Source organism: Terrabacter sp. Soil810, from assembly GCF_001429645.1.
Lineage (GTDB): Bacteria > Actinomycetota > Actinomycetes > Actinomycetales > Dermatophilaceae > Terrabacter.
The window spans coordinates 730,440-756,903 of record NZ_LMSW01000001.1; the positions used below are offsets into that span (position 1 = coordinate 730,440).

31 protein-coding genes, 1 tRNA gene and 1 pseudogene are annotated in these 26,464 nt (G+C 70.0%); 27 read left to right on the forward strand and 6 right to left on the reverse strand.

The genetic code is table 11. The annotated features are described in order from the left end of the window. Positions 1 to 69 precede the first annotated feature (69 nt). Positions 70 to 1,029 (forward strand): alpha/beta fold hydrolase, encoded by a 960-nt coding sequence (locus tag ASG96_RS03290; protein WP_057586563.1) that lies wholly within the window; start codon positions 70 to 72, stop codon positions 1,027 to 1,029. A gap of 258 nt (positions 1,030 to 1,287) precedes the next feature. Here ASG96_RS03290 and ASG96_RS03295 read toward each other — a convergent pair whose 3' ends face one another. Next, entirely contained in the window at positions 1,288 to 1,632 is a 345-nt protein-coding gene (locus ASG96_RS03295) for a J domain-containing protein (RefSeq protein ID WP_057586564.1), read from the reverse strand. 579 nt (positions 1,633 to 2,211) lie between these two features. Further along, the gene (locus ASG96_RS03300; RefSeq protein WP_057586751.1) at positions 2,212 to 2,643 is read right to left on the reverse strand and encodes an Hsp20/alpha crystallin family protein; all 432 of its coding nucleotides are present in this window, start codon (positions 2,641 to 2,643) and stop codon (positions 2,212 to 2,214) included. A gap of 155 nt (positions 2,644 to 2,798) precedes the next feature. Here ASG96_RS03300 and ASG96_RS22485 point away from each other — a divergent pair, with 155 nt between their 5' ends. Both ASG96_RS22485 and ASG96_RS03310 read left to right on the forward strand, forming a co-directional pair. After that, on the forward strand, positions 2,799 to 3,290 hold the full coding sequence (locus ASG96_RS22485) for a MerR family transcriptional regulator (protein WP_082588855.1): 492 nt from the start codon (positions 2,799 to 2,801) through the stop codon (positions 3,288 to 3,290). Positions 3,291 to 3,484: 194 nt separating this feature from the next. Beyond that, positions 3,485 to 4,228 (forward strand): ParA family protein, encoded by a 744-nt coding sequence (locus ASG96_RS03310; RefSeq protein ID WP_057586566.1) that lies wholly within the window; start codon positions 3,485 to 3,487, stop codon positions 4,226 to 4,228. Positions 4,229 to 4,442: 214 nt separating this feature from the next. Here the strand turns inward: ASG96_RS03310 and ASG96_RS03315 are convergent, their stop codons facing one another. After that, positions 4,443 to 4,730, reverse strand: a complete 288-nt coding sequence (locus ASG96_RS03315) for a hypothetical protein (protein ID WP_056759698.1) — start codon at positions 4,728 to 4,730, stop codon at positions 4,443 to 4,445. Between the two features lie 16 nt (positions 4,731 to 4,746). On the opposite strand from ASG96_RS03315, the gene ASG96_RS03320 reads away from it, so the two are divergent. From ASG96_RS03320 to ASG96_RS24005, 20 genes are all read left to right on the forward strand, one after another. After that, positions 4,747 to 5,304, forward strand: coding sequence for a hypothetical protein (locus tag ASG96_RS03320; protein ID WP_157610610.1), 558 nt, complete (start codon positions 4,747 to 4,749; stop codon positions 5,302 to 5,304). Positions 5,305 to 5,349: 45 nt separating this feature from the next. Further along, on the forward strand, positions 5,350 to 6,396 hold the full coding sequence (locus ASG96_RS03325) for a hypothetical protein (protein ID WP_057586570.1): 1,047 nt from the start codon (positions 5,350 to 5,352) through the stop codon (positions 6,394 to 6,396). Between the two features lie 159 nt (positions 6,397 to 6,555). Continuing rightward, positions 6,556 to 7,887: a sugar ABC transporter substrate-binding protein gene (locus ASG96_RS03330; RefSeq protein WP_056759694.1), complete on the forward strand. Its 1,332-nt coding sequence runs from the start codon at positions 6,556 to 6,558 to the stop codon at positions 7,885 to 7,887. A gap of 45 nt (positions 7,888 to 7,932) precedes the next feature. Continuing rightward, positions 7,933 to 8,877: a carbohydrate ABC transporter permease gene (locus ASG96_RS03335; protein ID WP_082588854.1), complete on the forward strand. Its 945-nt coding sequence runs from the start codon at positions 7,933 to 7,935 to the stop codon at positions 8,875 to 8,877. Continuing rightward, complete coding sequence (locus ASG96_RS03340; protein ID WP_082591584.1) at positions 8,874 to 9,779, forward strand: carbohydrate ABC transporter permease; 906 nt, start codon at positions 8,874 to 8,876, stop codon at positions 9,777 to 9,779. The genes ASG96_RS03335 and ASG96_RS03340 overlap by 4 nt, the downstream gene beginning before the upstream one ends. Beyond that, positions 9,776 to 10,840 carry a D-2-hydroxyacid dehydrogenase gene (locus ASG96_RS03345; protein WP_057586572.1) on the forward strand — a complete coding sequence of 355 codons (1,065 nt, stop codon included), beginning with the start codon at positions 9,776 to 9,778 and terminating at the stop codon, positions 10,838 to 10,840. Before ASG96_RS03340 ends, ASG96_RS03345 begins: the two co-directional genes overlap by 4 nt. Beyond that, on the forward strand, positions 10,840 to 11,607 hold the full coding sequence (locus ASG96_RS03350; protein ID WP_056759689.1) for a DeoR/GlpR family DNA-binding transcription regulator: 768 nt from the start codon (positions 10,840 to 10,842) through the stop codon (positions 11,605 to 11,607). The genes ASG96_RS03345 and ASG96_RS03350 overlap by 1 nt, the downstream gene beginning before the upstream one ends. Before the next feature lie 90 nt (positions 11,608 to 11,697). After that, a complete protein-coding gene (locus tag ASG96_RS03355; protein WP_057586574.1) occupies positions 11,698 to 13,059 on the forward strand; it encodes a hypothetical protein in 1,362 nt (453 codons plus the stop codon). Continuing rightward, positions 13,056 to 14,798, forward strand: a complete 1,743-nt coding sequence (locus ASG96_RS03360) for an IlvD/Edd family dehydratase (protein WP_057586575.1) — start codon at positions 13,056 to 13,058, stop codon at positions 14,796 to 14,798. Before ASG96_RS03355 ends, ASG96_RS03360 begins: the two co-directional genes overlap by 4 nt. Beyond that, positions 14,795 to 15,154: a hypothetical protein gene (locus tag ASG96_RS03365; RefSeq protein ID WP_057586577.1), complete on the forward strand. Its 360-nt coding sequence runs from the start codon at positions 14,795 to 14,797 to the stop codon at positions 15,152 to 15,154. Before ASG96_RS03360 ends, ASG96_RS03365 begins: the two co-directional genes overlap by 4 nt. Continuing rightward, positions 15,151 to 15,834: a polysaccharide deacetylase family protein gene (locus ASG96_RS03370; RefSeq protein WP_057586578.1), complete on the forward strand. Its 684-nt coding sequence runs from the start codon at positions 15,151 to 15,153 to the stop codon at positions 15,832 to 15,834. Before ASG96_RS03365 ends, ASG96_RS03370 begins: the two co-directional genes overlap by 4 nt. A 1-nt stretch (position 15,835) precedes the next feature. Next, the gene (locus ASG96_RS03375; RefSeq protein ID WP_057586580.1) at positions 15,836 to 16,597 is read left to right on the forward strand and encodes an SDR family oxidoreductase; all 762 of its coding nucleotides are present in this window, start codon (positions 15,836 to 15,838) and stop codon (positions 16,595 to 16,597) included. Beyond that, positions 16,597 to 17,718, forward strand: a complete 1,122-nt coding sequence (locus ASG96_RS03380) for a carbohydrate kinase family protein (protein WP_057586582.1) — start codon at positions 16,597 to 16,599, stop codon at positions 17,716 to 17,718. The genes ASG96_RS03375 and ASG96_RS03380 overlap by 1 nt, the downstream gene beginning before the upstream one ends. Then, on the forward strand, positions 17,715 to 18,716 hold the full coding sequence (locus ASG96_RS03385) for an SIS domain-containing protein (protein WP_235509039.1): 1,002 nt from the start codon (positions 17,715 to 17,717) through the stop codon (positions 18,714 to 18,716). The genes ASG96_RS03380 and ASG96_RS03385 overlap by 4 nt, the downstream gene beginning before the upstream one ends. Continuing rightward, a complete protein-coding gene (locus tag ASG96_RS03390) occupies positions 18,713 to 19,642 on the forward strand; it encodes a class II fructose-bisphosphate aldolase (RefSeq protein WP_057586585.1) in 930 nt (309 codons plus the stop codon). Before ASG96_RS03385 ends, ASG96_RS03390 begins: the two co-directional genes overlap by 4 nt. Beyond that, positions 19,630 to 20,532, forward strand: coding sequence for an acetaldehyde dehydrogenase (acetylating) (locus ASG96_RS03395; RefSeq protein ID WP_057586587.1), 903 nt, complete (start codon positions 19,630 to 19,632; stop codon positions 20,530 to 20,532). Before ASG96_RS03390 ends, ASG96_RS03395 begins: the two co-directional genes overlap by 13 nt. Continuing rightward, a complete protein-coding gene (gene dmpG, locus ASG96_RS03400) occupies positions 20,529 to 21,581 on the forward strand; it encodes a 4-hydroxy-2-oxovalerate aldolase (protein ID WP_056759676.1) in 1,053 nt (350 codons plus the stop codon). The genes ASG96_RS03395 and dmpG overlap by 4 nt, the downstream gene beginning before the upstream one ends. Before the next feature lie 214 nt (positions 21,582 to 21,795). After that, positions 21,796 to 22,071, forward strand: coding sequence for a trimeric intracellular cation channel family protein (locus ASG96_RS23995; RefSeq protein ID WP_235509040.1), 276 nt, complete (start codon positions 21,796 to 21,798; stop codon positions 22,069 to 22,071). Then, entirely contained in the window at positions 22,047 to 22,280 is a 234-nt protein-coding gene (locus ASG96_RS24000; RefSeq protein ID WP_235509041.1) for a trimeric intracellular cation channel family protein, read from the forward strand. The genes ASG96_RS23995 and ASG96_RS24000 overlap by 25 nt, the downstream gene beginning before the upstream one ends. 8 nt (positions 22,281 to 22,288) lie before the next feature. Next, on the forward strand, positions 22,289 to 22,432 hold the full coding sequence (locus tag ASG96_RS24005) for a hypothetical protein (protein WP_235509042.1): 144 nt from the start codon (positions 22,289 to 22,291) through the stop codon (positions 22,430 to 22,432). 118 nt (positions 22,433 to 22,550) lie between these two features. On the opposite strand, the gene ASG96_RS03410 is transcribed toward ASG96_RS24005, so the two are convergent. Next, positions 22,551 to 23,249 carry a DUF981 family protein gene (locus ASG96_RS03410; protein ID WP_235509043.1) on the reverse strand — a complete coding sequence of 233 codons (699 nt, stop codon included), beginning with the start codon at positions 23,247 to 23,249 and terminating at the stop codon, positions 22,551 to 22,553. Between the two features lie 92 nt (positions 23,250 to 23,341). Continuing rightward, a complete protein-coding gene (locus tag ASG96_RS23075) occupies positions 23,342 to 23,506 on the reverse strand; it encodes a hypothetical protein (RefSeq protein ID WP_157610611.1) in 165 nt (54 codons plus the stop codon). 90 nt (positions 23,507 to 23,596) lie between these two features. Between ASG96_RS23075 and ASG96_RS03415 the strand changes: the two genes are divergently transcribed. The 3 genes and pseudogenes from ASG96_RS03415 to ASG96_RS22495 all read left to right on the forward strand — a co-directional run bounded on the left by ASG96_RS03415 (position 23,597) and on the right by ASG96_RS22495 (position 25,030). Next, positions 23,597 to 24,160 (forward strand): TetR/AcrR family transcriptional regulator, encoded by a 564-nt coding sequence (locus tag ASG96_RS03415; protein WP_056759675.1) that lies wholly within the window; start codon positions 23,597 to 23,599, stop codon positions 24,158 to 24,160. Positions 24,161 to 24,515: 355 nt separating this feature from the next. Beyond that, positions 24,516 to 24,689 (forward strand): annotated as a pseudogene (locus tag ASG96_RS22490) (helix-turn-helix domain-containing protein); the annotation flags it as partial. Continuing rightward, entirely contained in the window at positions 24,626 to 25,030 is a 405-nt protein-coding gene (locus tag ASG96_RS22495) for a tyrosine-type recombinase/integrase (protein WP_235506819.1), read from the forward strand. The pseudogene ASG96_RS22490 and the gene ASG96_RS22495, both read left to right, overlap by 64 nt. 14 nt (positions 25,031 to 25,044) lie before the next feature. On the opposite strand, the gene ASG96_RS03425 is transcribed toward ASG96_RS22495, so the two are convergent. After that, positions 25,045 to 25,120: transfer RNA gene (locus tag ASG96_RS03425), tRNA-Arg, on the reverse strand. Positions 25,121 to 25,663: 543 nt separating this feature from the next. Here ASG96_RS03425 and ASG96_RS03430 point away from each other — a divergent pair. After that, entirely contained in the window at positions 25,664 to 26,392 is a 729-nt protein-coding gene (locus tag ASG96_RS03430) for a class I SAM-dependent methyltransferase (protein ID WP_056760256.1), read from the forward strand. Positions 26,393 to 26,464: the final 72 nt, after the last annotated feature.

Consider the following 26,464-nt stretch of genomic DNA (forward strand, 5'->3'; position numbering starts at 1 on the left):
CGAAACGGCACGAGGGCCCGGGAGGACAGGATGGACACACGGCCAAGCAGACAACGGCCACCGCGGTCGGTGGCGACGGACCCGCTGACGAGCCCGGGGGCATACCCACGAGGCGTTGACGACCAGAGGCGGGAGTTCGAGGAACGCCGCCTGGCCGCGTTCCGACGCCGCGGGTTCTCCGGTGTCGGGCGCCGGATCCCTGACCACGCCGGGCGAGAGACCTACATCCTGGTCAGCGAGGAGTCGCCCTGCCCCGCGGTCCTGGTCCACGGTGGCGTCGGCAACACTGTCGAGTGGGCCGACCTCGCACCCCAGCTGGGGAGCCCGCTCATCATCCCGGACCGGCCCGGCTTCGGACTCTCCTACCCGACCGACTACCGCCGCCTGGACTTCCGGGCCGACGCGGCGCGGTGGCTGCTCGAGCTGACCGACGGGCTCGGTGTCGACAAGATCGACCTGGTCGGCAACTCGATGGGCGGGTTCTTCGCGATCGCCTTCGCCGCAGCGCACCCCGACCGGGTCCGCAAGCTCGTTCTCTGCGGCACAGCCGGCGGGCTGTTTCCCAAGCCCGGCCTCTTCCTCCAGCTCTGGGCGACCCCCGGCGTCGGGACACTGATCTCCAAGATCCAGGTCCGGGACGCTGAGACGCTACGCAAGCGGGCCTTCGGCAACTACCTGGTGCACCCCGAGCGCGTCCCGGCCGACCTCCTGGAAGTTGCCCTCCTCGGGATCAACCTGCCCGGAACCGCCCAGACGAACCAGGCGATCATGCAGGCCGTCGCCACCATCCGAGGATGGCGCCCCCAGCTTCGCCTGGAGAGCGCCCTGGCCACGCTACCGGTGTCCACGCTCCTCATCTGGGGAGACCACGACGCCCTGGCCGGTCCCGACATCGGTCGCGACCTCACCACCCGAATGCCCAACGCGCGCATCACCGTCATCCCGGACGCCGGGCACATCCCACACCTCGACCAGCCGGAACCCGTCGCGGCGGTCCTCAACGAATTCCTCGGTCAGCCACTCCACTGACCCCGGGGCGAAACCGCCGCACATCGGCCGCTGTGATCATCACTGGTTCGCCCGCACGCAGGTTCAGCTCCACTTGCCACCGCCGGGGGTGAGCACGGGCAGCGTCTTCGACCTCACCCCTCCCCTGGACCAGGCAGCCGACGGCCGCCGGCCGTGGACGAGCGCACCGCCACGATGGTCCTGCTCACCCTCTGACGACACATGCCGGGCCGCGGTCGCGGATCCGCCGCGGATCCGCCTCGCGGGCCGGCGGCGTGGTCAGGAGTGCCAGCGGACAGGGCCGGCCTGAATGGGCGGGTCGTCCGGCGTCGGGGAGGCCCGGTGGACCCGGACCTTGACGGGGACGGCTGATCCGGAGGAGGTGCGCAGCTGGTCGTAGGCGGCGCGCCGGGCTGGGTCACGCAGCACCTCGTAGGCGGTCATGACCTGCTGCACAGCTTGATCTGCCAGGTCTGCCGCGTCGGCGGCTGGGCCGGGTCCGGCCCCGCGGGTGTCCGGGTGGTGCTGGCGGAGCATCGCTCGGTAGGCGTGCCGTAGCTGGGCCGGCGTGGCGTCCGGCGTGAGTCCCAGGACGGCGTAGAGGTCGGTGGGTGTTGTCCTCATGAGCGTGGCGTGACTGGGGCGTGGTGCGGCGGGTGGGATGGTCGTGGTCCCGGCCGAAGGATCGGCCGGGACCACCTGGTGTGGACGACTGCGTTGCCGGCCCGCTGAGGTGTGCGCCGTGCGGGCGCGGGCGCCGCGAGCTGTTGCGACAGGCGCTCAGGGTGAAACGTGCGGGCGGGAAAGGCAGTCACGTCCCAAACGGTGCCTCACGTCTGGCCATCACCTACCTCTCGTTTCGTGGTTGTCGTGTAGCTGGCGTCATCGCCGCGGGTCAGCGGGGGGCGATCGTTGCCGGCTCCCTTCCCCGGCGCCTGGGTGTCGCGGCCGGCTCGGGGGCGCAGCGGGGCGACCTCTCGTTGAGGACGATGACCCTGGAGGGCCTTGCCGGGCTATGTTGCTTTCGGCTGGCTGGTCCGGTGGCGGGCTCGGCCATTCGGCAGCCACGATCGCCTCGAACTCGGCCCGCAGCAGGTCTTCGTCGGCGCAGAGCAGTTCCAGGAACAGGTCGCTGGTGCTGGGGGCGGCGGCATCCACGCTGTCGGCGGGCAGGATCGCGGGCAAGTGACTCACCCTCCTGGCTCAGGCGTTGATGGAGCGCCGGTCCTCACCGTTGCTGGTGATGGAGATCTTGGGCGGCTTCGCCTGCTCGGCGACCGGGACGTGCAGGGAAAGGACCCCGCTGTCATAGCTCGCCGTGATGTGCTGCGTGTCGAGGTTGTCGCCGAGGATGAGCTGGCGGCTGAACACCCCTCGAGGGCGTTCGGCGGCGATGAGCTCGGCGTCGCTCGCTCGAGCCGGACGTTCGGCCTTGACCGTGACCACGTTGCGTTCGACGTCCAGGTCGATCGAGTCCGGGTCGACGCCCGGCAGGTCGAACTCGACGTGGAAGGTGTCACCGTCCCGCCAAGCGTCCATCGGCATGACCGACGGACGGGCCAAGGTGCCGTTGGTGCCGAGAACCTGTTGGGTCAGGCGGTCCAGCTCACGGAAAGGGTCGGTGCGCATCAGCATCGTCACCACCTCCATCGCTTGTCTTCTGATGCTCCTTGTCTGGTCCACGATCGCCGTGCGATCTGTGGCATACGCAATAGATTTTTTGTAGCACTGGTGGGACGCTGGTGCAAGAGGCAACGCGAGGAAGTTGCCGCCGAGAAAGGGCGTGGTCGATGCGCGTGCCGGAACCAGCGAGCGACCGGGGCGTCTACGGGATCTCGACCGCCGCGGAGCTGGTCGGAATGGGCGTGCAGAACCTGCGGCTCTACGAGGCCCGCGGTCTGCTGGAGCCCGACCGCACCGAGGGCGGCACGCGCCGCTACAGCGCCGACGACCTCGACCGGCTGCGCCGCATCAGCGTTCTGCTCGGGGCCGGACTCAATCTGGCCGGCATCGCCATGGTGCTGGATCTCGAAGCCGAGAACACTGCACTACGAGCGCGGAAGAGGAGGACGACAGTGGCTGACAACCGCATCGACCCCGGCGAGGAGGTCCCCGAGGCCGACCTCCTCGAACAACGAGCCCCGCTCGATCCGGACGCGGTGGCCGACACACTTGCGGCGGTCCCCCTCGACGCGCCGGCAGACCTCGTTGACGAGGCAGACCGACTCGAACAGCAGGCGGTCGTGCCCGACGAGGGCGAGGACGACTATCCACACGCATAGCGTCGAGAGGCCGTGGTGAACGGGTCGTCCGTGAGCGCCTCGCGGCGATAGGACCCAGGCCCCTTGGGCAGTCCGGGAAGCTACGCACCCACCGAATTGAGCGCCGCGAGCGACATCCACGACGGATCTCGTGCGACTCTTCCACGGCGAAGCTCGTCGAGAAACTCCCACGAAGGCCGTGACAGGATGGCCCCGTGGCGGCAACGGTGATCGCGGTATACAGCACCAAGGGTGGGGTCGGAAAGACGACGACCGCTGTCAACCTCGCCTGGCAGGCGGCATCCGAAGGGCGAGACGTTCTCCTGTGGGATCTTGACCCGCAGGCCGCGGCGACCTGGCTGCTGCAGGTGAAGCCGCATCTGCGAGGAGGCGCTGAGGCGCTCGTGCGGGGCAGGAAGCCCGCGAACAAGGTGGTGCGCGAATCGAAACTCGAGCGGATCGACGTGCTCCCCGCTGATGAGAGCTACCGCGACCTCGACATTGCCCTCGACGCGGCGAAGAAGCCGTCGTCCCGCGTGACGGAGGCACTGCGGCCTCTCCGCAGGCACTACGACGTCATCATCCTCGACACCCCGCCGGGCGCGTCGCTGGTCGCCGAGAACGCGCTGCGCGCAGCGGACGTCGTCGTTCTGCCGCTCATCCCGTCGGCGCTGGGGCTGCGCTCGCTGGAGCAGGTGCGCGGTGTGATCAAGGATGCCGGCGGCCACGTCAAGCTCGTTGCATTCCTCTCTCAGGTGGACCGACGAAAGCGCGCCCATGTGGACGCGCTCGAGCAGCTTCCTGCGGCGCACAAGGAGGTCGGCGACGGCTACGTCGGCGCGAGCGTCGTCGTGGAGCGCATGGGCGAGCACCGCGCGCCGATAGGCGTCTACGCCCCGACCTCGGACTCTGCCAAGGCGTTCGCGGACCTGTGGAAGCGCGTCCGGCGCGCTTCTTGAGGCCGCGCTCGGGCTGGTTCGGATAGCCGGTACGAAAACCGCGATCGAGCCCGGTTTGAGAGCGGAGAGAAATCAGCGCGGTGGGGGACATGGCGGACGACGGCATAGACCCGACCGAGGATGTGCCGCCTGGCCCGCAACCCGTCAGCCACCCGAGCGGTCGCTCCATACCGTCGGGAGAACGCTGGTGCGGTGAAACTCCCGATGGGAGTTGTCAGAGGCGGGACACGGCCACGAGGCCGGGGTCGAGGCCGAGTGTCTCGGCGACTTCGGCACGCACGGCGGATGCCAGTGCGGACTCGGCTGCCTCGTCCCGTCGGCGTCCTGCGAGGCTCACCATGGCTCCAGGTCCGGAGACCGCCCCAGCCGGGCTGACCAGCACGACGACGTCATCGGGGACGAGGTCGAGGGCCACCGCTGCGGCTGCAGCGACCTTGCGTGACAACGCACGGGCTGCCTCGTCGGGGAGGTCGGGGCCGGTGGTGACGCAGATCCAGGGCATGGGCGATCCTTTGTCGATGGCGATCGGATCCGGACTGGTGGGGTCAACGTACGTCGTCGTCGGTGCCTCCGGCATCCTCGCCCCGCTCGGCCGGTCGCTGTTTCGTGTGAGGGAAGGGGAGGGCCACCCCTTCCGGGTCGGGATCTCACGGGGATCGCGTCTGGCGGAGGGGGACTGGGACCGACGGTTCGCGCTCGACGCCCGTGACCCCCGGGCCGTGCGCAGGATGCTCGCTGACCTCCGGTCCGATGGGGTGGGCGTAGACGTGGCGGTGGGCTATGCGGGCGCGTTGAGTCCGGAGTCGTGGTCCGTCCTCGCGCGCGCCGCGGCGCACGCAGTCATCGTGCTGCCGAGCCGATTCGCGGATCCGTTGGGGGGCGAGGAGGCGGCCGCCGCCTGGCTGCCGACCCGGGCCACCACCCGCGTGCTTCTCGGATGGGCTGGAGGCGACGGTGACGTGCGGTGGCACACACCAGAGGAGATCTCTCGCGTCGTCGCCGACGCTGTACTGGACGAGCGAGCGGAGCCGCTCACAGTCGGACGCGTCACGCCGTGGAGCGAAAGGCCCGCCTGACGCGCCGACCGTCGGTCTGCCGCGGCGCGGGTGGAGGATGCGCTCATGAGCGACGTCGCCAGCGATCCGATCCCGCCCCCCGACCGGCAGCACGTGCGCGAGCCGTGGCCGCCGGTCAACGGCACGCCCGGGACGACGCAGGGTCGCTACGGCAGGGCCGGCAACCTCGAGCTCGTCGCGCCGGCGGTCGACGACGGTCTGTGGGTCGGCTGGTTCAACGCGGACCCGGAAGAGACCTACCAAGGTGCGGCAGTGGGGTCGTGGAGCGGTGCGTTGCGCTTCGGCAGGGGCATGCGATACGTGTCGGCCACGATTGCCCAGCTACAGGCCGGTCCCGACTTCCTCGAGGTGCTTGCGATGAGCGAGGCGGGTGAGCTCCGACGCCACGTGTGGACACCGACAGACGGGTTCGTCGACCACGGCGCCGTTGCCCACGGGGTATCGGGTTCGTCCGGAGTGGTCGAGACACCGGACGGCGATCACGTGGTGGCCGTCGTGGGCGCGCTCGGCCTGCAGATCCTGAGCGGAAGGCCGGGGCGTGGCTACCCGGTCATGACCCTCGAGTCCGCGGTCGAGCGGCCCGGCCTCGGCAGGCTCGGGAGACCCGAGCTCGGTGACGACGACGCAATCGTGGGCGTGGACGCTGCGTGGCACGTCCGGGTGGCGGGGGGCGAGGGGCATCTGGACGTCCTCATCCGTTCGCAGAAAGGCCAGGTGCTGCTGGGATGCGCGTCTGGTTCGCGGGTCTGGACGTGCGTCGCACAGAGGGCGGGCGCGGCAGCCCTGGCAGCAGCGGGTCAACAGCGGGCCGTCGTTGTCATCGTGGAGGGCCACGCCTGGCTACACGTTCTCGATCGCGACGTGCAGGACGCGCCCGCCCAGCCCGCCCAGCCCGTCGCGCCCGACGAGCTCGTCGACCTCGGACCGGCGGAGGCGGTGGCACTGGCGGCCGGGCGGGTGCATGGACGCGGTCCCTGGCAGGTCGTGCTTCGAAGTGGCGACCGCCTCCGGCACGTCAGCGGCGGCCGGTCGAGCGAGGTCACCGCCGACGGCTGGGCAGCGACCGGCATGGCTTCCCTGCACCGCGGCTGACCCCGGCTGGACGACGCGGCCTTCGGGGCAAGGGCTCATGCCCGTGCTCAGCCTGAGAGTTTCTGAGAGTTTTTGCGCAAGAATGCTTGCGCACGCTTGATTCTGGTACCTACAGTGGGTCATCGATCCGCCTTGCGGCCTCTCCAGAAGGGACCCCCCATGTCACAGCTCGACCGCCGCACCTTCCTTCTCTCCACCGGCCTGATCGGCGCCACCGCCGCTCTGGCCGCCTGCTCGGGCGGTTCGGAGACGCCCACGTCGACCGGCGGCGCACCTGCCGTGTCCACCGGCAAGCTCAGCGGCACCGTCACCCTGACCACATGGGGCAGCGACCAGGAGGTCGCGGCCTTCAAGAAGATCGCCGCTGACTTCACCGCGGCCCGCGGCGCCCAGGTCAAGATCGAGGTCCTTCCCTACGACCAGATCCGCACCGTCGTCGACCGTAGGCTCCAGGCGAACCAGGCGCCCGACCTCTTCCGGGTCTCGTACACCGACGTCACCGGCTACGCCGCGAACGGTGTCCTCGCCGATCTCAGCGACCACATCGACAGCTCGTTCGGTCAGCAGTTCTTCCCCGGGCTCTGGGCGGCGATGCAGTACGACGGCGCCCCGATCGGGGTGCCGCACCACACCGACACGTCGGCGCTCGTCTACAACAAGGCACACTTCGCCAAGGCCGGCATCACCTCCGTGCCGGACTCGCTCGAGTCCGCCTGGACGTGGGAGGAGCTGGTCGGCGTCCTCGGCAAGCTCAAGACCGCGAACCCCGGTGTCTCCCCCTTCGCCTTCAACTACCAGCTGTACGGTGCCTACCGCTGGTTCAACACCCTCTTCCAAGCCGGCGGTACGGTGCTCGACGCGTCCATGAAGAACGTCACGCTCGACACCGAGCAGGCGAAGAAGGCGCTCACGTGGACGCAGAGCCTGTACACCCAGGGCCTTCACGCCCCGAGTGTGCTCGTCAAGCGACCGACCTACCCGGACGAGATCTTCCCCACACAGAAGATCTCGATGATCCAGGCCGGCGACTTCCTCGTGCCCTCGCTCGACGGCGCCATCGCGAAGAAGTTCGAGTGGGGCGTCACCTACCTGCCGCACGACAAGGCGGCAGCCACGGACCTCGGCGGCAACGCGGTGGTCGTGACCGAGGGCTCGCCGAACAAGGACGCGGCGATCGAGTTTGCCAAGTTCCTCGTGACCAAGGAGAACATGCAGTACTTCTGCGAGAAGACGACGGTCCTTCCAGTCCGCAACGACCTCGCCGACGCCAAGCTCGCGTTCGATGTGAAGCCCGACCTCATGCCGGTCTTCCAGAAGCAGGCGACGACGATGCCCGAGGCGCTCGTCAAGACGTCGACGCTGCCGTCCTTCCCGGGCATCAACCAGGCCCTAGTCGACAACATGGACCAGTTCCTGTCGAACCCGTCGGCCACGGTCGACTCGGTCGTCGGCGGCCTCACCACGGCCATCCAGAAGGCCCTGCAGGTCTGAGCAGCGAATCGTTGCCCTGACCAGTTCCCGACCGAGCGGAGGACCATGACCACGGTAGTAACGAGACGGCGTGCGCCGGAGCCCCCGGTGCGCGCCGGCGGGAGGCGGCGCGTCGCCTCCGCAGCCCTGAAAGCCGAGCGCAGGGCAGGCCTGCTCATGGCGAGCCCCGCGCTGCTCGTCTTCACCCTGTTCATGTTCATCCCGCTCGCGCTGACCTTCTGGTACAGCCTGCAGCGATACTCGGGCTTCGGCCGGATGCGCTTCATCGGGCTCGACAACTACGCGGCCATCATCAACGACGCGACGTTCTGGACCGCGTCGCTCAACACGCTGCTCTACACGGCGCTGACCGTCCCGATCGGCATCGTGTGCGGCCTCTCGGCGGCCCTCCTGCTCAATCGGTGGATGCCTGCGCGCGGGCTCTTCCGGGCCCTCTTCTACGTGCCGGTCGTCATCTCCGGCGTCGCGTCCGGCATCATCTTCCTGCGTCTCTTCGACCCCATTGTCGGCATCCTGAACCAGATGCTCACGACCATCGGGCTCCCGGCCATCGACTGGCAGGGCAACGGCACCTGGGCGCTCGTCTCCATCATCCTGGTGAGCACCTGGCAGGGCATCGGCTTTGGCATGGTCGTGTATCTCGCTGCCCTGCAAGGCATTCCGCGGGAGGTCTACGAGGCTGGAACGGTCGACGGTGCGGTCGGTTGGAAGCGGTTCATCCACATCACGTGGCCGCTCCTGCGCCCGACGACCTTCTTCCTCGTCGTCTACTCGATCATCGGCAGCTTCCAGGTCTTCGACGTGGTCTACGTCCTCACCCGCGGGGGTCCCGGAACGTCCACGACCTTCCTCGTGCAGTACGCGTACGACCAGGGCTTCAACCAGCGACGCCAGGGATACGCCGCGGCCATCGGCGTGATCATCTACCTGGTCGTCCTCGTCTTCACCGTGCTCCAGTGGCGCTTCTCCAAGAGCAGAGACGACGCATGAGCACCGCACTGACGAGTGTCGCCACGACCGAGGTCACCGCGATCGAGGAGGCGAACGCCACCCTTCCGAAGGACGAGGAGCGGCGCCAGCCACGACGCGTCGTGCTGACCCGCGTCGCGATCGCGGTCGTCGCCGCGATCATCCTGATGTTCCCGATGTACTGGATGCTGCGCACCTCTGTCGCCACGAGCGACGAGCTGTCCACGTTGCCCGTGCCGCTGTGGCCTCAGGACTGGCACTGGGAGAACTACACCCAGCCGTGGAGCCAGTACCCCTTCGCGCGGTGGCTCGCGAACTCCGTCGTCATCGCCGTGCTCTCGGTCGTCTTCACGCTCGCCATCAACCTCATGGCCGGCTACGCCTTCGCGAAGCTGCGCTTCCCGATGCGCAACCTGCTCTTCCTGCTCATCATCAGCACGCTCATGGTGCCGGTTCAGGTCATCATGGTCCCGCAGTTCCAGATGGTCATCGACCTCCACCTGCTCAACAGCAACTGGGGCGTAGTGTTGCCGCGCCTCGCCGAGGCGTTCGGGCTCTTCATGGCGCGCCAGTTCTTCCTCAGCGTGCCGGACGAGCTCATCGAGGCCGCGCGCATCGACGGAGCCGGTCACTTCCGGACCTTCTGGAGCGTCGTGCTGCCCCTGTCCAAGCCGCTCATCGCGTCCCTCGTCATCTTCACCTTCATGTGGCGATGGAACGAGTTCGTCTGGCCGCTCATCGTGCTCAACGACCCCGACGCCTACACGCTGCCGGTCGGCCTCCAGTTCCTCATCCAACAGTTCAGCTCGAACTTCGGGCCGCTGCTCGCGATGTCGTTCCTGTCGATCCTGCCCATGCTTCTCGTGTTCGCCTTCTTCCAGAAGTACTTCGTCGAGGGTGTCGCCCGGACGGGGCTCAAGTGACGACGCCCGCGAGGTCGGCCCTCGCGCCCCTGCACGTGCTGGTCACGCTGGACTTCCCGGAGTCGTTTCTCGACCGGGTGCGAGCCGTCGACCCACGCGTCGTCCTGGACCACCACCCGGTAGCCGAGCACGAGGACCCGGCGGGCGTCGTGCCCGCTCACGTGCTCGCGCGCGCCGAGGTCATGTACACCAGTGCCGTCCTGCCCGGGCCCGACACGGCACCGTCCCTGCGGTGGGCTCAGCTCGACACGTCGGGAATCGACCACGTCCGGGGAACTTCCTTGTGGCACAGCGACTGCGTCATCACGACCCTCGGGGGCGTCAGCCCTGCACCTCTCGCCGAGTGGATCATCATGATGGTCCTCGCACACGCCCACCACCTGCGCACCACCGAACGCCTCGCCGCCACGCACACCTGGCCGTCGCGGGAGTACCGGTGGAACAGCCTGATGCCCCGCAACCTGCGGGCGAGCACCATCGGCATCGTCGGCTACGGGCGCATCGGCAAGGAGGTCGCGCGGATCTGCCGAGCCCTCGGCATGGACGTGGTCGCGCTCCGTCGAGGAGGATCCGCACCCGTCGAGGCAGGCTCGCCCGTCCGCACCGAGGAGCGGTTCGGCGACTCGGGTGACGTCGAGGGCGTCACCGAGCTGCCGGCCTCGCAGCTGCACGATCTGCTCGCGCGCAGCGACTACGTCGCCCTCACCGTGCCTCTCACACCGCAGACCGAAGGCATGATCGGGGCGAGCGAGATCGCCGCCATGAAGCCGACGGCCGTTCTCGTGAACGGCAGTCGAGGCGGCGTCGTCGACGAGGCCGCCCTTCTGGCGGCCCTCGACCAGGGACACCTCGACCTCGTCGCGAGCGATGTCTTCGACGCCGAGCCGCTGCCGGTCGACCACCCGTTCTGGTCGCACGAGCGATCCGTCGTGACGCCCCACGTGGCGGGCTTCGCGCCCGACTACCTCGACGTCGTCGGCACCCTCTTCACCGACAACCTCCGCCGCTATCTTGCGGCAAGCCCGTTGCTCAACGTCGCCGATCGCGAAAGGGGCTACTGATGCTCCCCGTCCAGCGCCACGCGGAGACGCTCGGCCTGATCACCCGGCAGGGCGTGGTCAGCGTCGAGGACCTCGCCGCGCATCTCGAGGTGAGCCTGTCAACGGTACGGCGTGACCTGGACGAGCTCGAACGCCAGGGACGCGTCAGGCGAGTCCACGGCGGCGCTGTGGTGGACGGTCCGCAGGTGCCAGACGCACCCGAGCTGCCCCCGGCGATGCGCGAGGTCGAGCGCCAGGAGGAGAAGCAGGCCATCGCCCGTCGGGCCATCCGTCTCATCGAGCCCGGGTCGGCGCTGCTCCTCACCGGTGGCACGACGACGGCGGCCCTGGCGCCGCTGCTCGCCGCGGTGCCCGACGTCACCGTGGTGACGAACTCTCTCGACGTCGCGATCCGCCTGGCCGACGTGGACGTCGACCTCGTCGTGCTCGGCGGGGCGCTTCGGCGCCCCGAGCTCAGTCTGCTCGGCTCGCTGGTCGGCCTGACCCTGGGCGAGCTGCACGTCGACCACGCGATCATGGGCGTCTACGGCGTCGACCACCGCAGCGGCCTGCTGGGGGCCAGCGCGCTCGAGTGCGAGACGGACCGCCGACTGGCGGGAAGCGCCGACCGCCTCACCGTGCTCGCCGACTCGAGCAAGTTCTCGCGCCGTAGTCCCCACCGCATCTGCCCGCTCGACGCGGTCACGGAGCTCGTCACCTCGGCTGCCGCTGACGAGACCGACGTCTCCGTCCTCCGCGACCAGGGACTCGTGGTCCACGTCGCCTGAGGCGACGACATCCGCCCCAGCAACCGTGATCCGCCAGCTCCACCACCCGCCAGCACGTCCCGTCCCTCGAGCCACCGAAGGAACCATGTCATGACCACCCGCAAGATCGTCCTCATCGGGGCGGGCAGCGCCGTCTTCACGCGTGGCCTGCTGGCCGACCTGATCTCCGCCGACGACCTCGGTGCCTGGGAGATCTCGCTCGTCGACGTCGACGAGGTCGCGCTCGGTGTCGCGGTCGGACTCGCCGAGCTCATGGTGCAGGCGCGCGGAGCGGGGGACCGCATCAGTGTCCGGGGCACCGCAGATCGCACCCAGGCGCTGCCCGGCGCTGACTTCGTCGTCACGTGCGTCGGCGTCGGCGGACGCGACGCGTGGCTCCGCGACCACGAGACGTGTCAGGCCCACGGCGTCTTCCAGCCGGTCGGCGACTCCGTCATGCCGGGTGGCATCAGCAGGCTGCTGCGCACGGTCCCGGTCATGGTGGAGGTCGCGCGCGACGTCGTGCGCCTGGCGCCGGACGCCCTCTTCTTCAACTACAGCAACCCGATGACGGCCAACGTCATGGCCATGACCCGGCACGCCGGTGCCACCGTGGTCGGTCTCTGCCACGGCATGCACCACGTCCAGCGCGAGCTAGCCCAGCTCATCGACGAGCCCTTCGAGCGCACGTCGACCTTGTATGCCGGCATCAACCACCTGACCTTCATCTACGACTTCCGCCTCGACGGCCAGGACGCCTGGCCGCTCGTCGCGAAGGTCCGCGAGCAGGAGCGCTCCGAGCCGGCCGACCCCGGCGACATCGGCAACATCTTCGTCGACCGCATCAAGGCGGCACAGAACCCGTTCTCGTGGGAGCTGTTCGACACCTACGGTGCCTACCCGGCCGCCAACGACCGGCACGTCACGGAGTTCTTCCCGCAGCGCTGGCCGTCAGGGGCCTACTACGGCAAGACGCTCGGCGTGGACGCCTTCTCCGTGCCCGAGATCCTCGAGTGGGGCGAGAACCGCTACCAGTCGATGAAGGCCCAGGCGGAGGGTCGAGCACCGTTGGACGAGAGCATCTTCGGACGCTCCACGGGTGAGCAGGAGCAGCTCATCGCCATCATCCGGTCGGTCATCGAGGACCGCCGTGAGATGTTCTCGGTCAACGTGCTCAACAACGGTGCCGTGCCCGGCCTGCCCGATGACGTCGCCCTCGAGGTGCCGGGCGTCGCGACGGCCCGAGGCCTGCGCGCGATCCAGGTGCCCGACCTGGGCTCGCCGCTCACCGCGATCCTGGCCCAGCGGCTCGTGTCGGTCTCGCTCGCCGTGGAGGCGGCCATGACCGGCGACCGGGGCCTCGTCGTCGAGGCGATGATCGCCGATGGCGCCGTCGCCGACCCGGAACGCGCGCGTGCGCTGACGGACGCACTCATCACGGCCCAGGCCGAGCACCTCCCGGCATTCTCATGAGCGCGCACGAGGGCCCCGTCGCAACGTCCGGCCTGCGCAGCGCCGGCTGGTTCCAGGCGCCGAGCAAGAACGGCATCCTGCACCGGTCCTGGTTGCGCAGCGAGGGACTCCCCGACGACTCCTTCGACGGTCGCCCCGTCATCGGTGTCGCGACGAGCTGGTCCGAGCTGACGCCGTGCAACGCGCACCTGCGCGAGGTGGCCGAGCACGTCAAGCGCGGCGTGTGGCAGGCCGGCGGGGTCCCGTTCGAGTTTCCGACCGCCTCGATCGGCGAGACCATGGTGCGCCCCTCGGCCATGTTGCTGCGCAACCTCGTCGCCATGGACCTCGAGGAGACCTTGCGCGGCAATCCGATCGACGGCGTCGTGCTCCTCGCCGGCTGTGACAAGACGACGCCCGCCTACCTCATGGGTGCGGCGAGCACCGACCTCCCGTCGCTGCTCATCACTGGTGGACCGATGCTCAACGGCCGGTGGCGTGGCCAGACGGTGGGCTCCGGCACGTCGGTCTGGAGGATGACCGAGGAGCACCGGGCCGGCCGGATGACCGATGCCGATCTCGCCGAGGCCGAGTCGTGCATGAGCCGCAGCCGCGGCCACTGCATGACCATGGGCACGGCGTCGACCATGGCCTTGCTCACCGAGACGCTCGGCATGCAGATGCCGGGCACCGCGGAGCTGCCGGCCGACGACGCCCGGCGTCGCACGGCCTCGCACCTGGCCGGCCGGCGCATCGTCGACATGGTCGCGGAGGACCTGCGGCCGAGCGCCATCCTGACGCGCGAGGCGTTCGAGAACGCCATCCGGGTCAACGCCGCGATCGGCGGCTCGACCAACGCCGTCGTCCACCTGCTCGCCCTCTCCCGGCGGGTCGGGGTGCCCCTCGACCTCGACGACTTCGACCGCCTCGCGCGTGAGGTTCCGACGCTCGTCGACGTCATGCCGTCCGGTCGGTTCCTCATGGAGGACTTCGCGTATGCCGGCGGGCTCGGTGCCGTCGTCGCCCAGCTCCACGACCTGCTGCACCGGCAGACGATCGGCGTCAGCGGCAGATCGCTGGCGGAGGCGTACGCGGGCGCGCAGCGTTGGGACGCCGAGGTCATCCGCGACTTCGACGCGCCGTTCCAACCAGCGGGGAGCGGCACCGCTGTGCTGCGCGGCAACCTCGCGCCGCGCGGCTGTGTCGTCAAGCAGTCGGCTGCGAGTCCCGACCTCATGGTCCATCGCGGGCGGGCGGTCGTCTGGGACGACTACGAGGCCTACCTCCGTGACGCGGACGACCCCGACCTCGATGTGGAACGCGACGACATCCTCGTCCTACGTGGTGCTGGTCCGAAGGGCTACCCCGGCATGCCCGAGATCGCGAACCTCCCGCTTCCTGCCAAGATGCTCGCCGCGGGCGTGACCGACATGGTCCGCATCAGCGACGCCCGGATGTCCGGCACCTCCTACGGCACCGTGGTGCTCCACGTCTGCCCGGAGTCGGCCGTCGGTGGTCCGCTCGCCGCGGTGCGGACCGGCGACCTCATCGAGCTCGACGTGCCCGGCCGCCGCCTGCACCTCGACGTGTCCGACGAGGAAATTGAGCGTCGCCTCGTCACCGAACCGCCGCAGCCATGGCAGGCCAGGCGCGGCTACCAGCGCCTCTACGTCGACCACGTGCTCCAGGCCGACGAGGGCGCCGACTTCGACTTCCTCGTCGGGGCCGAGACCGCCATCATCCCCAGGAGATCGCAATGATCGACCACCTCAGTGACGCGGGCACGCTCGCGGCCCCGGCAGCCGTCGACGTGCCGGCCGTGCTCGCCGCCTGCCACGGCCGACTGCTCGAGCGCGAGGGCATCGCCATGTTCGTCGCCCTGGACGATGCACGGCCCGGGGGCGACCTACGGGTGGGCGACGTGACCGCACTCAGCGACGGTGCACGGGCTGCCGAGCTGCTCGACGGCTACTACACGGGGCTGGAAGCCGTCGGCTTCCCCGCGCAGTACCCGGACGAGCCCGACGAGACGGGTGCGCGCGAGCTCATCGACGCGCTCGTCGTCCTCAGCGACCAACACCTCCGCGCGCACGTCGACGGCGAGGTGACGTCATGAGCATCCTGACCAAGGACTACCAGCGCCAGGCCTTCGCCGACGGCAAGCTGCTACGAATCGTCAACTGGCACAACACTCCCGAGTCGCAGCGCGGAGTGCTCAAGGCCGAGCTGTCGTGGTATCTCGACCACTACGTGCCGCTGCTGCCCGAGGACCTCGACCGGTTCACCGACACGGGCGAGTGGCACCTGCCCAAGCCCGGCTTCATCCCCGTCTTCTACGACAGCTACCTCAACAACGCGACCGTCGCGGCACCCGTGTGTGACGAGCTGGGGCTGACGGCCTGGTTCTTCCCGACCACGGCGATCCTCGACGTGCCGCCGGAGGAACAGTCGGCCTACGCCGAGAAGCACGACTTCTCGATCCTCGACGAGGAGCGCGACCAGGCGGCCTACGCCATGACGTGGGACGACCTCGCCGTCATCGCGAAGCGCCACGTCATCGCGGCGCACACCGCCAACCACGCCGCGGCCAAGGACATCGTCACCCCGGACGACGTCGAGCGCGAGATCACCGCACCCATCCGGGCCCTGACCGAGCTGACCGGCGTCGCGCCGGCCGCCTTCGCGTTCCTCTACGGCACGCCTCCAGACCCGGCCACGCCGGCCGGGCGAGCCGTCCTGGACAGCGGCATCCGCTACGCGACGACGAACACGGCCTACCTGAGGATCAAGGACTGAGATGGCCACGCCTCCCGCCCCCGAGCGTCGGGTCGCCCTCGTGACCGGCAGCAGCCGCGGCATCGGTGCAGCTGCGGCACGTGGCCTCGCTCGCCGCGGCCACGACGTCGTCGTGACGTATGCCGTCCGGCACGACGCCGCTGCGGAGGTCGTCGACGTCTGCGCCGCCGAGGGCGTCCGGGCCGTCGCACTGCCGTTCGACCAGGGCGTCCTCGGTGGGGTCGACCGGCTCTTCTCCGAGCTGGACGATCGATTCGACCGCCTCGACGTGCTGGTCAACAACGCCGGCATCCTCCCCCCGGCCGCCCGGGTCGTCGACCTCACGGCGGAGCGCCTCGTGCGCACGCTCACCGTCAACGCAGCGGGGGCCGCGCTGTGCGCCGCCCGAGCCGTCGAGAGGATGAGCACGGCGCGCGGGGGCCACGGGGGCGTCGTCGTCAACGTGTCGTCGCGAGCGGCCGAGCGCGGCGCCGCAGGCGAGTTCGTCGACTACGCGATGAGCAAGGCGGCTCTCGACGTCCTCACGACCGGCCTCGCCCAGGAGGTCGCCGGCGAAGGCATCCGCGTCGTCGGGGTGCGCCCCGGGCTCATCGACACCGACATGAACGCAGACCAGCCCGGGCGCCTCGAACGCCTGGCTCCGACGGTGCCGCTCGGTCGCATCGGCACCCCGGACGAAGTCGCCGAGGCCATCTGCTGGCTCGCCTCGGACGCCGCCGGCTACGTCACCGGTGTGACCATCGACGTGTCGGGAGGGCGCTGATGTCCATCCACGGTGCCATGGACCAGGGAGCCGGCGGATCGACGGCCGGCACGATCCTCGTCGTGGGAGAGCTGTGCCCCGACATCGTCGTCACCGGGGTGCCCACGTCCGGGACGAGCCTGCGCTTCGGGCAGGCGGAGGACCTGGTCGGCGCGACGACGATGACGCTCGGCAGCTCGGCCGGCATCACGGCCTGCGCTGCCGCGGCCAGCGGTGCCGACGTCGCCCTCCTGGCGGTCGTCGGCGACGACGAGCTCGGACAGACCTGCCGCGGCTGGCTCAGCCGGCGGGGCGTGCGCACCGAGCTCGTCCGCGTCGACGAGGCCCGGCCGACCGGCTCGTCGATCGTCCTCGTCAGGGCCGACGACAACACGGACCGCCAGATCCTCACTCACCTCGGTGCGATGGAGTCGCTCCGCTCGGATGAGGTCACCGACGCCGTCCTCGCCGCCGTGCGCCACGTGCACGTCAGCTCCTTCTTCCTGCATGTGTCTGCGAGAGAGTCCTTGCACGAGAGGCTCGCCCGTGCTCGCCAGCTGGGCCTGTCGACGAGCCTGGACACGAACGACGACCCTGACCGTGTGTGGGCGAGCGGTGCTCAGGAGGCCGTCGCGCAGTCGGACGTGCTGTTCGTCAACGACGCCGAAGCCGTGGGCCTGGCCGGCCTCGGGCCGGGCGGCTCTCCCGATGCGGCAGTCGAAATCCTGCTCGCATCGATGCCGACCGGGACAGACCCGCGACTGCCCGCCGTCGTGCACAAGCGCGGCGCCGAGGGGGCGACGGTCCGTTTCGGGGGTGGAGCCGTGCACATCCATGCTCCGGAGGTCGCGGTGGTCGACACCGTGGGCGCCGGGGACACCCTCGCGGGCACGGTGCTCGCCGCCCTCGTGAGCGGTGCCGACTGGCCAGTCGCGCTCTCCCTCGGTGTCGCGGCCGCGAGCCTGTCCACGCAGGGGGCAGGAGGCGTCGCCGCGCAGGCCGGACGCAAGGACGTCGGCGACCTCGCCGCCACGCTCAGCGCAACCGCCTCCTCGAGCGTGGCCACCACGCGGAGCGCGGACGAGCGCCCACCACACGAACCTGCATTCGAACCGTACAAAGCCTGGGAGGGCACACCGTGACCACGACGACCGAGCCCACCTCTGCTCAGGACCCCGCCGGCGCCCTGAGTCCTGCGACGCGAGCCGAGATCGCGAGCCAGCCTGCGCTCTGGCGCCGCGCCATCGAGATGGCGCACGACGGCATACCCGGGCTGCCGACCGCAGGAGAGCGCGTGCTCGTCCTGGGCTGCGGCACCTCGTACTACGTGGGTCTCGCCTACGGCTCGATGCGCGAGGCCGCCGGCCTCGGTCCCACCGATGCACTCATCGCGAGCGAGATCCCGCCCGTGCTACGGGCGTACGACCGGGTCATCGCCATCAGTCGATCGGGCACGTCGTCCGAGCTGCTCGACGCCGTGCGCACGCTGCGCGAGCAGCAGCCCGGTGTGCCGGTCACGGCCCTGCTCGGAGAGCAGGGGACTCCGCTCGCCGACCTCGCGAGCGACATCGTCGACCTGTCGTTCGCCGACGAGCAGAGTGTCGTGCAGACCCGCTTCCCGACCGTCCAGCTGGTCCTCCTGCGGGCAGCTCTCGCTGCCCAGACCACGAGCGTGGACGCCGCCACCTACGACCGGGTGCCGCTGGCTGGGCTCGACTCGCTGCCCGAACGTGCCCAGGCGGCGCTGGAGAGTGCCCTGCCCGCCACCGGCATCCGCCAGCTCGTCATCCTCGGCCGGTCGTGGGGCCAGTTCGTCGCGGAGGAGGCAGCTCTCAAGGTCCGGGAGTCCGCCGGCGCGTGGACCGAGTCGTACGCGGTGGGGGAGTACCGTCACGGGCCCGTGGCCACCCTTGGGCCCGGGACCCTTGTGTGGGGCCTCGACCGGCTGCCCGACGACATCGTCGCCACCGTCGAGACAGCAGGTGGCACAGTCGAGCACGGCTGCGGCGAACCGCTCGTCGAGCTCGTCCGACTCCACCGCTACGCCGTCGAGCTGGCGGCCGAGGCCGGGCGGGACGCGGACCGGCCGCACCTGCTCTCGCGCTCGGTCGTGCTCGGCGAGGATGGGGAGCCCGGATGAGCGTCGTGCGCACCGACGTCCTCGTCCGCGGCGCCCGAGCCGCGGGTGAGGCCGTCCTCGCGGTCAACGTCGTGACCCTCGAGCACGCAGAGGCGGTGGTGGCGGCGGCCGAGGAGGCGGGGCGCCCGGTGATCCTGCAGGTGAGCGAGAACGCCGCGGCCTTCCACGGTGGCGCGCTCGCCCCGCTCGCTGCCGCGTGCCGACTCGTGGCCGAGACGAGCAGCGCGCGCATCGCCCTGCACCTCGACCACGTGACGGACTGGGCCCTCCTGCGCCAGGCTGCCGACTGCGGCTTCTCGTCGGTCATGTTCGACGCGGGCGCCCGGCCCTACCGCGACAACGTCCGGGACACCGGCGCCGCTGCGGACTGGGCCCACGGCGCCGGCCTGTGGATCGAGGCCGAGCTGGGCCATGTCGCGGGCAAGGACGCGCCGGTCGGCAGCGCACACGCCGAGGGCGTGCGCACCGACCCGGTCGAGGCGCGGACCTACGTCGAGGCCACCCGCGTGGACGCGCTGGCCGTCGCGGTGGGCAGCCGCCACGCCATGCGCACCCGCTCGGCGCAGCTCGACCACGACCTCATCGCCCGGCTCAGGAACGCGAGCCCCGTGCCACTCGTGCTGCACGGCTCGTCGGGCGTCGCCGACGACGAGCTGCGGTCCGCCGTCCGCCACGGCATCACGAAGGTCAACGTCGGGACCGCTGTCGGCGTCGCCAACACCGCGGCGGTGCGCGCCATTCTGGCGGCGGACCCGGATCTGCAAGACCCGCGGCACTACCTCGCGGTGGCGCGCGCCGCCATGCGTGACGCGGTGATGGCGCTGCTCGTCGCCCTGCCGGTGGGCGGGGTCCGCACCCCGCAGCGCTCGACCCCCTCGCCGTCGACCATCTCGCACGACCCTTCGGAGGAAGCATGCCCCGCGTGACCGCTGCCATCGTCGGTCCCGGCAACATCGGAACCGACCTGATGGCCAAGCTGCTCCGCTCTCAGCACCTGGACCTGCGCTGGATGGTCGGCGTCGACGCCCGGTCCGACGGGCTGGCCCGAGCACGGTCGGCGGGGCTCGAGACGTCCGCGGAGGGCGTCGGGTGGCTCGTCGCCCGGCCGGAGCTGCCCGACATCGTGTTCGAGGCCACGTCGGCGGCCGCCCACGCCGCCCACGCGCCCCTCTACGCGCAGGCCGGGATCAGGGCCGTCGACCTGACCCCGGCGGCGGTCGGTCCGTTCGTCTGCCCACCCGTCAACCTCGACGCCGTGCACGACGAGCCGAACCTCAACCTCATCACGTGCGGCGGCCAGGCGACGATCCCCATCGTCGCGGCGGTCTCGCAGGTCGCGCCCGTCGACTACGCGGAGATCGTCGCCTCGATCGCGTCGCGCTCGGCGGGTCCCGGTACCCGGGCCAACATCGACGAGTTCACGCGGACGACCTCACGCGCCATCGAGAGCGTCGGAGGGGCCGCCCGCGGGAAGGCGATCATCATCCTCAACCCCGTCGACCCGCCCATGGTCATGCGCGACACCGTCTTCTGTGCCGTCCCCGTGGACACGGACACCGACGCCGTCACCGCGTCCGTCGTCGCGATGCTCGAACGGGTGCGGGGCTACGTCCCCGGCTACGCCCTCAAGGCGGAACCCCAGTTCGACCCCGTGCAGACCCCGGACGGTCAGCGCCTGCGCGTCACCGTGCTCCTCGAGGTGACGGGGAACGGCGACTACCTCCCGCCCTGGGCGGGCAACCTCGACATCATGACCGCTGCCGCTGCCCGCGTCGGCGACGTGCTCGCCCACCAGCTGGAGAAGGTGACCCCGTGACGACCGCTCCCCGACCCAGGCACCCAGGGGCCGTGCGCCTGACCGACACGACGTTGCGCGACGGCAGCCACGCGATGCGTCACCAGTGGACCGTCGAGCAGGCCCGCGCCGTCGTGCGGGCCCTCGATGACTCCGGCGTCGAGGTCATCGAGGTGTCGCACGGTGACGGCCTCGGTGGCTCCTCGTTCAACTACGGCTTCTCCGGCACCGACGAGCTCGAGCTCATCCGGGCCGCGGTCGAAGAGACACGACGGGCTCGTGTCGCAGTCCTGCTCCTGCCCGGAGTGGGGACCGTCGAGGACCTGGACCGGGCGCACGACCTCGGCGCCTCCGTGGCGCGCATCGCGACCCACTGCACCGAGGCCGACGTGTCCGCCCAGCACTTCGGGCGCGCCCGCCGGCTCGGCATGGAGACGGTCGGCTTCCTCATGTTGTCGCACCGCATCGGGCCCGACGCGCTTGCCGCCCAGGCGCGGATCATGGCCGACGCCGGCTGCCAGTGCGTCTACGTGGTCGACTCGGCCGGCGCGCTCATCCTCGAGGCCGCCGGCGACCGAGTGTCTGCGCTCGTAGCAGAGCTCGGCACGGATGCCGAGGTCGGCTTCCACGGCCACCAGAACCTCTCGTTCGGTGTCGCGAACTCAGTCCTCGCGCAACGAAACGGCGCGAGCCAGATCGACGGCACGCTGTGCGCCGTCGGCGCGGGCGCCGGCAACGCGCCGACTGAGGTGCTGGCCGCGGCCTTTGAGCGTCTCGGTGTCGAGACCGGTGTCGACGTCCAGGGGATCCTCCGCGCGGCCGACGAGGTCGTGCGCCCCATGCTCCTCAGACTGCCGTGGATGGACCGGGCAGCCATCGTCCAGGGCACTGCGGGTGTCTACTCGAGCTTCCTGCTGCACGCCGAGCGTGCTGCGAAACGTTACGGGGTGCCTGCGCATGCGATCCTCCGCGCTGTCGGAGAAGCCGGATACGTCGGCGGGCAGGAGGACATGATCATCGACGTCGCGATCAGGCTAAGGGACGGTGCACCGTCCGACTCCGTCGCCTGACAACGCGGCCAGCTGGGTGGGGGGCTGGCCCAGGCCATGCGGGCGATGAGCAAGGGCGCGCCGAGACCTGCAACACGGTAAGCAGTCCCGCGCTCCGAGGACCACTGCGTTGGGAGGCACGACGGGCAGCCTGACACCTCCGTCCGACGGCTCACCCGCCCGTCCGTGCGTACCGTGTCGGCACGGCGAGCCCGGATCCCCAGGAGCAGCCCGCGTGAGTGTGAGCGCGACGACCGGCCTGCTCCTTCTCGACCTCGCAGGTACCGCCGTCTTCGCCCTCAACGGAGCGCTCACTGCCCTTCGCGCGGCGCGGCTGGACCTGGTCGGGGTGCTGAAGCTCGGCATGATCACGGCCCTGGGCGGCGGCATCATCCGCGACGTCATCATCGCGTCTCTGCCCCCAGCGACGTTCCGTGACTGGCGGTATCTGGCGGTCGCCGGTGCCGGTGCCCTCATCGCCTTCGGGTGGGGCCGAAGCTCGACCGGCTGAGCTTCCCGATCGAGGTACTCGACGCCGAGGGCCCCAGCCTGTTTGCCATCACGGGAGCCACCAAGGCCATGGATGCCGGGCTCGGGCCCCTTCCGGCCGTCATCCTGGGCGCGGTGACCGCGGTCGGGGGCGGCACGATCCGCGATGTGCTCATCGGCCGGGTCCCGACGGTCCTGCGGAGAGCGGCCTCTGTGCCGTCCCGGCCCTGATCGGCGCCGTGATCACCGTGGTGAGCCTCGAGATCGGCCTGCACGGCTGGATCCCGGGGTTGGCTGGCGGCCTGGCGTGCTTCGCCGTCCGCCTGATCGGGATCCGCTTCGACCTCAACGTGCCGGTCCCCCCGGGGTCACCCGACGAATGAGACGGCATGGCGCATCCCGGCGCGCGGCGCGGTGCCAGGTCCTCAGGCCCTCAGCTCGTCCGAGTGGCCCTGCCCCGCGAACGCGCGGGGCAGGGCCTGGACGCCCCAGGTCGGCAGGTCACCACAGGTGCAAGGTGCCGTGCGCGATGTTGAAGTACATCCCGATGTGCGTGTAGTAGTTCATCGCCCCGAAGAGCAGGAAGACGGCGCCGCCGACGACCCAGGCCCGGACGGCCCACGGCAGCAACGACGGCCGGTTCAGCAGCTGCGCGATCGCGAAGAGCAGGGCGCCGACCGCGACCACGCCCCACAGGCCGCCGAGGAACAGCGCCTCCAGGATGGGCAGGTGGCCGAAGCGGCCGCTGATGGGTTCCTCCGCTGGTGCCGCGCCGAGCTGGAACCGAACGAACGTGATGGCCAGGACGCCCATGGCCAGCCCGAGTGCGCCCACGAAGACCGAGATCGGCTTCAGGGCCGCAAGTGCGGTCGCGTTGGCCTCGTCCGGCTCGCCGGCGAACAGGGCTCGGTGACGCCACAGGTAGACGGCGGCGAACAGGAGCAATGCGCCGAAACCCGCGGCCGGCTGGCCGAACGCGACGTTCGCGTACTCGAACCCGTCGCCGCCGAAGGGCCACGTCACCGTGGTGTGCAGACCCAGCGCGAGCAGCAGCAGCCCGGTGACGCCGAAGAAGGCGGCCCAGCCTTCGCTGTCGATGCGCTTGCCTCGGATCAGTCGGGCGAGGAACCAGGCAAATCCCAGAAGTCCCGCTCCCGCCGAGACCGCAACCAGCTCGTTGTAGACGACCACGTCGTCCACCTTCCTTTCATCGGCGGAGCTGTTGGCTCCGCCGCTCGTTCGTTCAGTTCCGTGGTGTTCCGGCCGGGTGCAGCAGCGGCACCCGGTTGCCGTCAGCGCGAGGTCTCCGACCGGGCAGTCCCGGGTGTCCCGGTGCGGGTGCCGGTACGACCTTTGTGTCGGTCAGGCCGGGTCGCGTCGATCAAGCCGAAGACGAACCACGCGACCACGAAGAGGATCGCGAGGGCGCCGGGGACGAGGACGTCGCTGGGTGTCATGAGGATCTCCATCTCTGGTTGCAGGCTCAAAATATCGATACACTCTCTGTAGCGATATTGCCCAGGCTTTTGTTCCCGAGAGGACCGTGTATGCCAACTGCGGCCGGCCGACCGCGCGACCCGTCCGTCGACGAGCGCATCTCTCGTGCGGCGCTGCTCCTGCTGCGTGAGAACGGGCCCCAAGCCGTCCATATCGACGCGGTGGCGGCCCGCTCCGGAGTGGCTCGTACGACGATCTATCGCCGCTTTCGGGATCGAGCCGCTCTGCTCACCGCGACCCTCGAACTCTTCGTCGATGCACCCTTCCCCGCCGCGGACCTGCCGGTTGAGGACAAGCTGCGGTGGGTGCTCGACCAGGTCCGAGAGCTCGTCGAGGAGCAGCTGGGGCGAGGTGCGATTGCTGCGGTGCTCGCGGACTCCGACCCCGCGTTCAGCACGGCCCTGCGTGCCCGCCTGAGGCGCCGGCTCGAGGCCCTACAGGTGCAGATCGACGCCGACGTCGCCAGCGGTCGACTGAGGGATGGGATCGACGTGGAGTCGCTCGCCGGCGTGGCCTTCGGGGCCTACCTCGGGGAGGCGCTGCGGCACGGCAGGGTTCGACCCGGCTGGGCTGACGGGGTCGCCGACCTGCTCCTCAGAGGCATCAGCACCTAGCCCTGCCCTGGACATTCACCGTGCTTCCCGCCCGATGGCCTCGAATGGCCGTGGACGAGATCCCCTCTAACGTGGTCTGAACCTCCTCCCGCCACGGCTGTAGCAAGGCGGCCTCGACAACGTCCCAACTCGGTATGACAGGACGACTTCGACCATCGCCAATGCGTGGTGAATGTGCCGCGGGCGTGCCCGACACCAGGGGAGCGGGCGAGGTCAAGCAGGCCGCGTCTAGTTGTACTGACCGGGCACGTTGGTTGAGGGAATGCGACTCCGCGTTGTGAGCTGCTGACGTGGGAGGGCCTCCCACGGTGGAGTGGAACTGCTCAAGGTTCACTTCGCCAAACAGGAGGCCCTCGTGTCCCACGCTAACGCTGCCCTGACCCCACGCGCCCGGCTCCGGGTGGCCCAACTCGTCGTGGACAACGGGGTGGCGATCACGGAGGTCGCGGCCCGGTTCCAGTGCTCGTGGCCGACCGTCAAACGCTGGGCCACCCGGTACGCCGCCGGCGAGGCGATGACCGACCGGACGATCTGCTCTTCCCGGCACCGGAGGGCGGCTACCTATCTGCGCAGAACTGGCGTAGAGCGGTTCACTGGACGACCACGGGACTCGGGCGTCGTCCCCACGACCTCCGGCACACCGCGGCCAGTCTCTGGATTTCAGCTGGCGTGGACATCAAGACCGTGTCCTCGTGGCTCGGTCACTCGACCGCGAAACTGACTCTCGACACGTACGGCCACCTCATGGGGACGGACGCCGGCAGGGCGGCGCTCGATCGCGTGAACACGGCTCTTAGGCACCCCACGGGCACCCGGCAGGGTTCGGTGTTGCCGCGCATCGCAGAGTTCGGCGCTGAAAACAACCCCTGAACTGCGGAAACGTGTGGTGCCCCCGGCAGGATTCGAACCTGCGACACCCGCTTTAGGAGAGCGGTGCTCTATCCCCTGAGCTACGAGGGCGGGGCATGGCTGAAACCCTTGCTAGAAACCTCGCTGCAAGGGTCGCTGTGACCCTCGCTGTAACGAGGCCCTGTCGGGCCGGCCAACGGGGACAGGCTACTGGACCCGTGGGGTGGTCCCGCGCGGGGCTGCCGCCAGCACCATGACACGCATCATCAGCGGCATGAGCGCAAAAGTCAGTCGACCATCTCCACCCGGAGTGGGGTGCCCGCAAGCTCCTCCACACGCGAGACAAGTGCGGGCGCTACCTCGCAGCAAGATCCCCGCGCAACGACTCGGATGCGTGGGGGCGGGTCACCGACAAGACGCACGCTCGAGGCCGGCTGGAACTCGCTCAGGTGGAACCGGGCTTGGTCCCAACCGTTCTCTGAGAACTCGAGGTGTCCCCCCTCGGCGACTAGGTCGAATCGGTAGGTCACGCTCGCAGCGTACGGCCGATGACCGCCCGCGACTGGTGCGCGTGTCGCGGCGCCAGACTCTTCTGTGTGCAGCAGCGGCGTCGTCCACGTCCACGTGCCCAACGACCTGACACACTGCCGTGGCATGACCTCCGAGACGCAGGCCGCCGAGCAGCAACCGGACCACTATGACGCCTTCGCTGATGCGTACACGCGGGCGAACGAGAACGGCCTGTTCAACCGGTGGTACGCCCGACCGGCGGTGCTGGACCTGCTCGGGGACGTCGCCGGGCGCCGGATCTTGGATGCTGGCTGTGGTTCCGGGCCGCTCCTCGCCGACCTGAAGGAGCAGGGCGCGAACGTGGCTGGTTTCGACGCGAGCCCCGCGATGATCCGGCTCGCCCGCGAGCGGCTCGGAGACGAGGCCGACCTCAAGGTGGCCGACCTGACCCAGCCCCTTCCGTACGACGCCGAGGCGTTCGACGACGCGGTGGCCGTGCTCGTGCTGCACTACCTCGAGGATTGGTCGCGGCCGCTGGCCGAGCTGCGCCGCGTGCTGAGCCCCGGCGGTCGGCTGGTCGTGGTGGTCAACCACCCGATCATCCCGCCGGTGATGTATCCCGAGGTCAACTACTTCGCGACCGTGGCGAACGCGGAGGAGTACGACTTCGACGGCGTATCTGCGACCCTCACGATCTGGTACCGCTCGCTCAGCGCGATGTCGGAGTCGTTCACGGCCGCGGGCTTCAGGATCTCGGGGATCAGCGAGCCGCCGGTGTCGCCCGATACGCCGCCAGAGCTGCTGCCTCCGAGCGAACCCGACCCCACCCGTTTCATCGGGTTCATCTTCTTCGCCCTGGAGGCCGTCTCCTAGGTACGCGCCTGGGTCTCACCTACCGGGGCCGGGGCCCGGAGACGGGGCAACGCGCTTGCTCATCGGCACGAC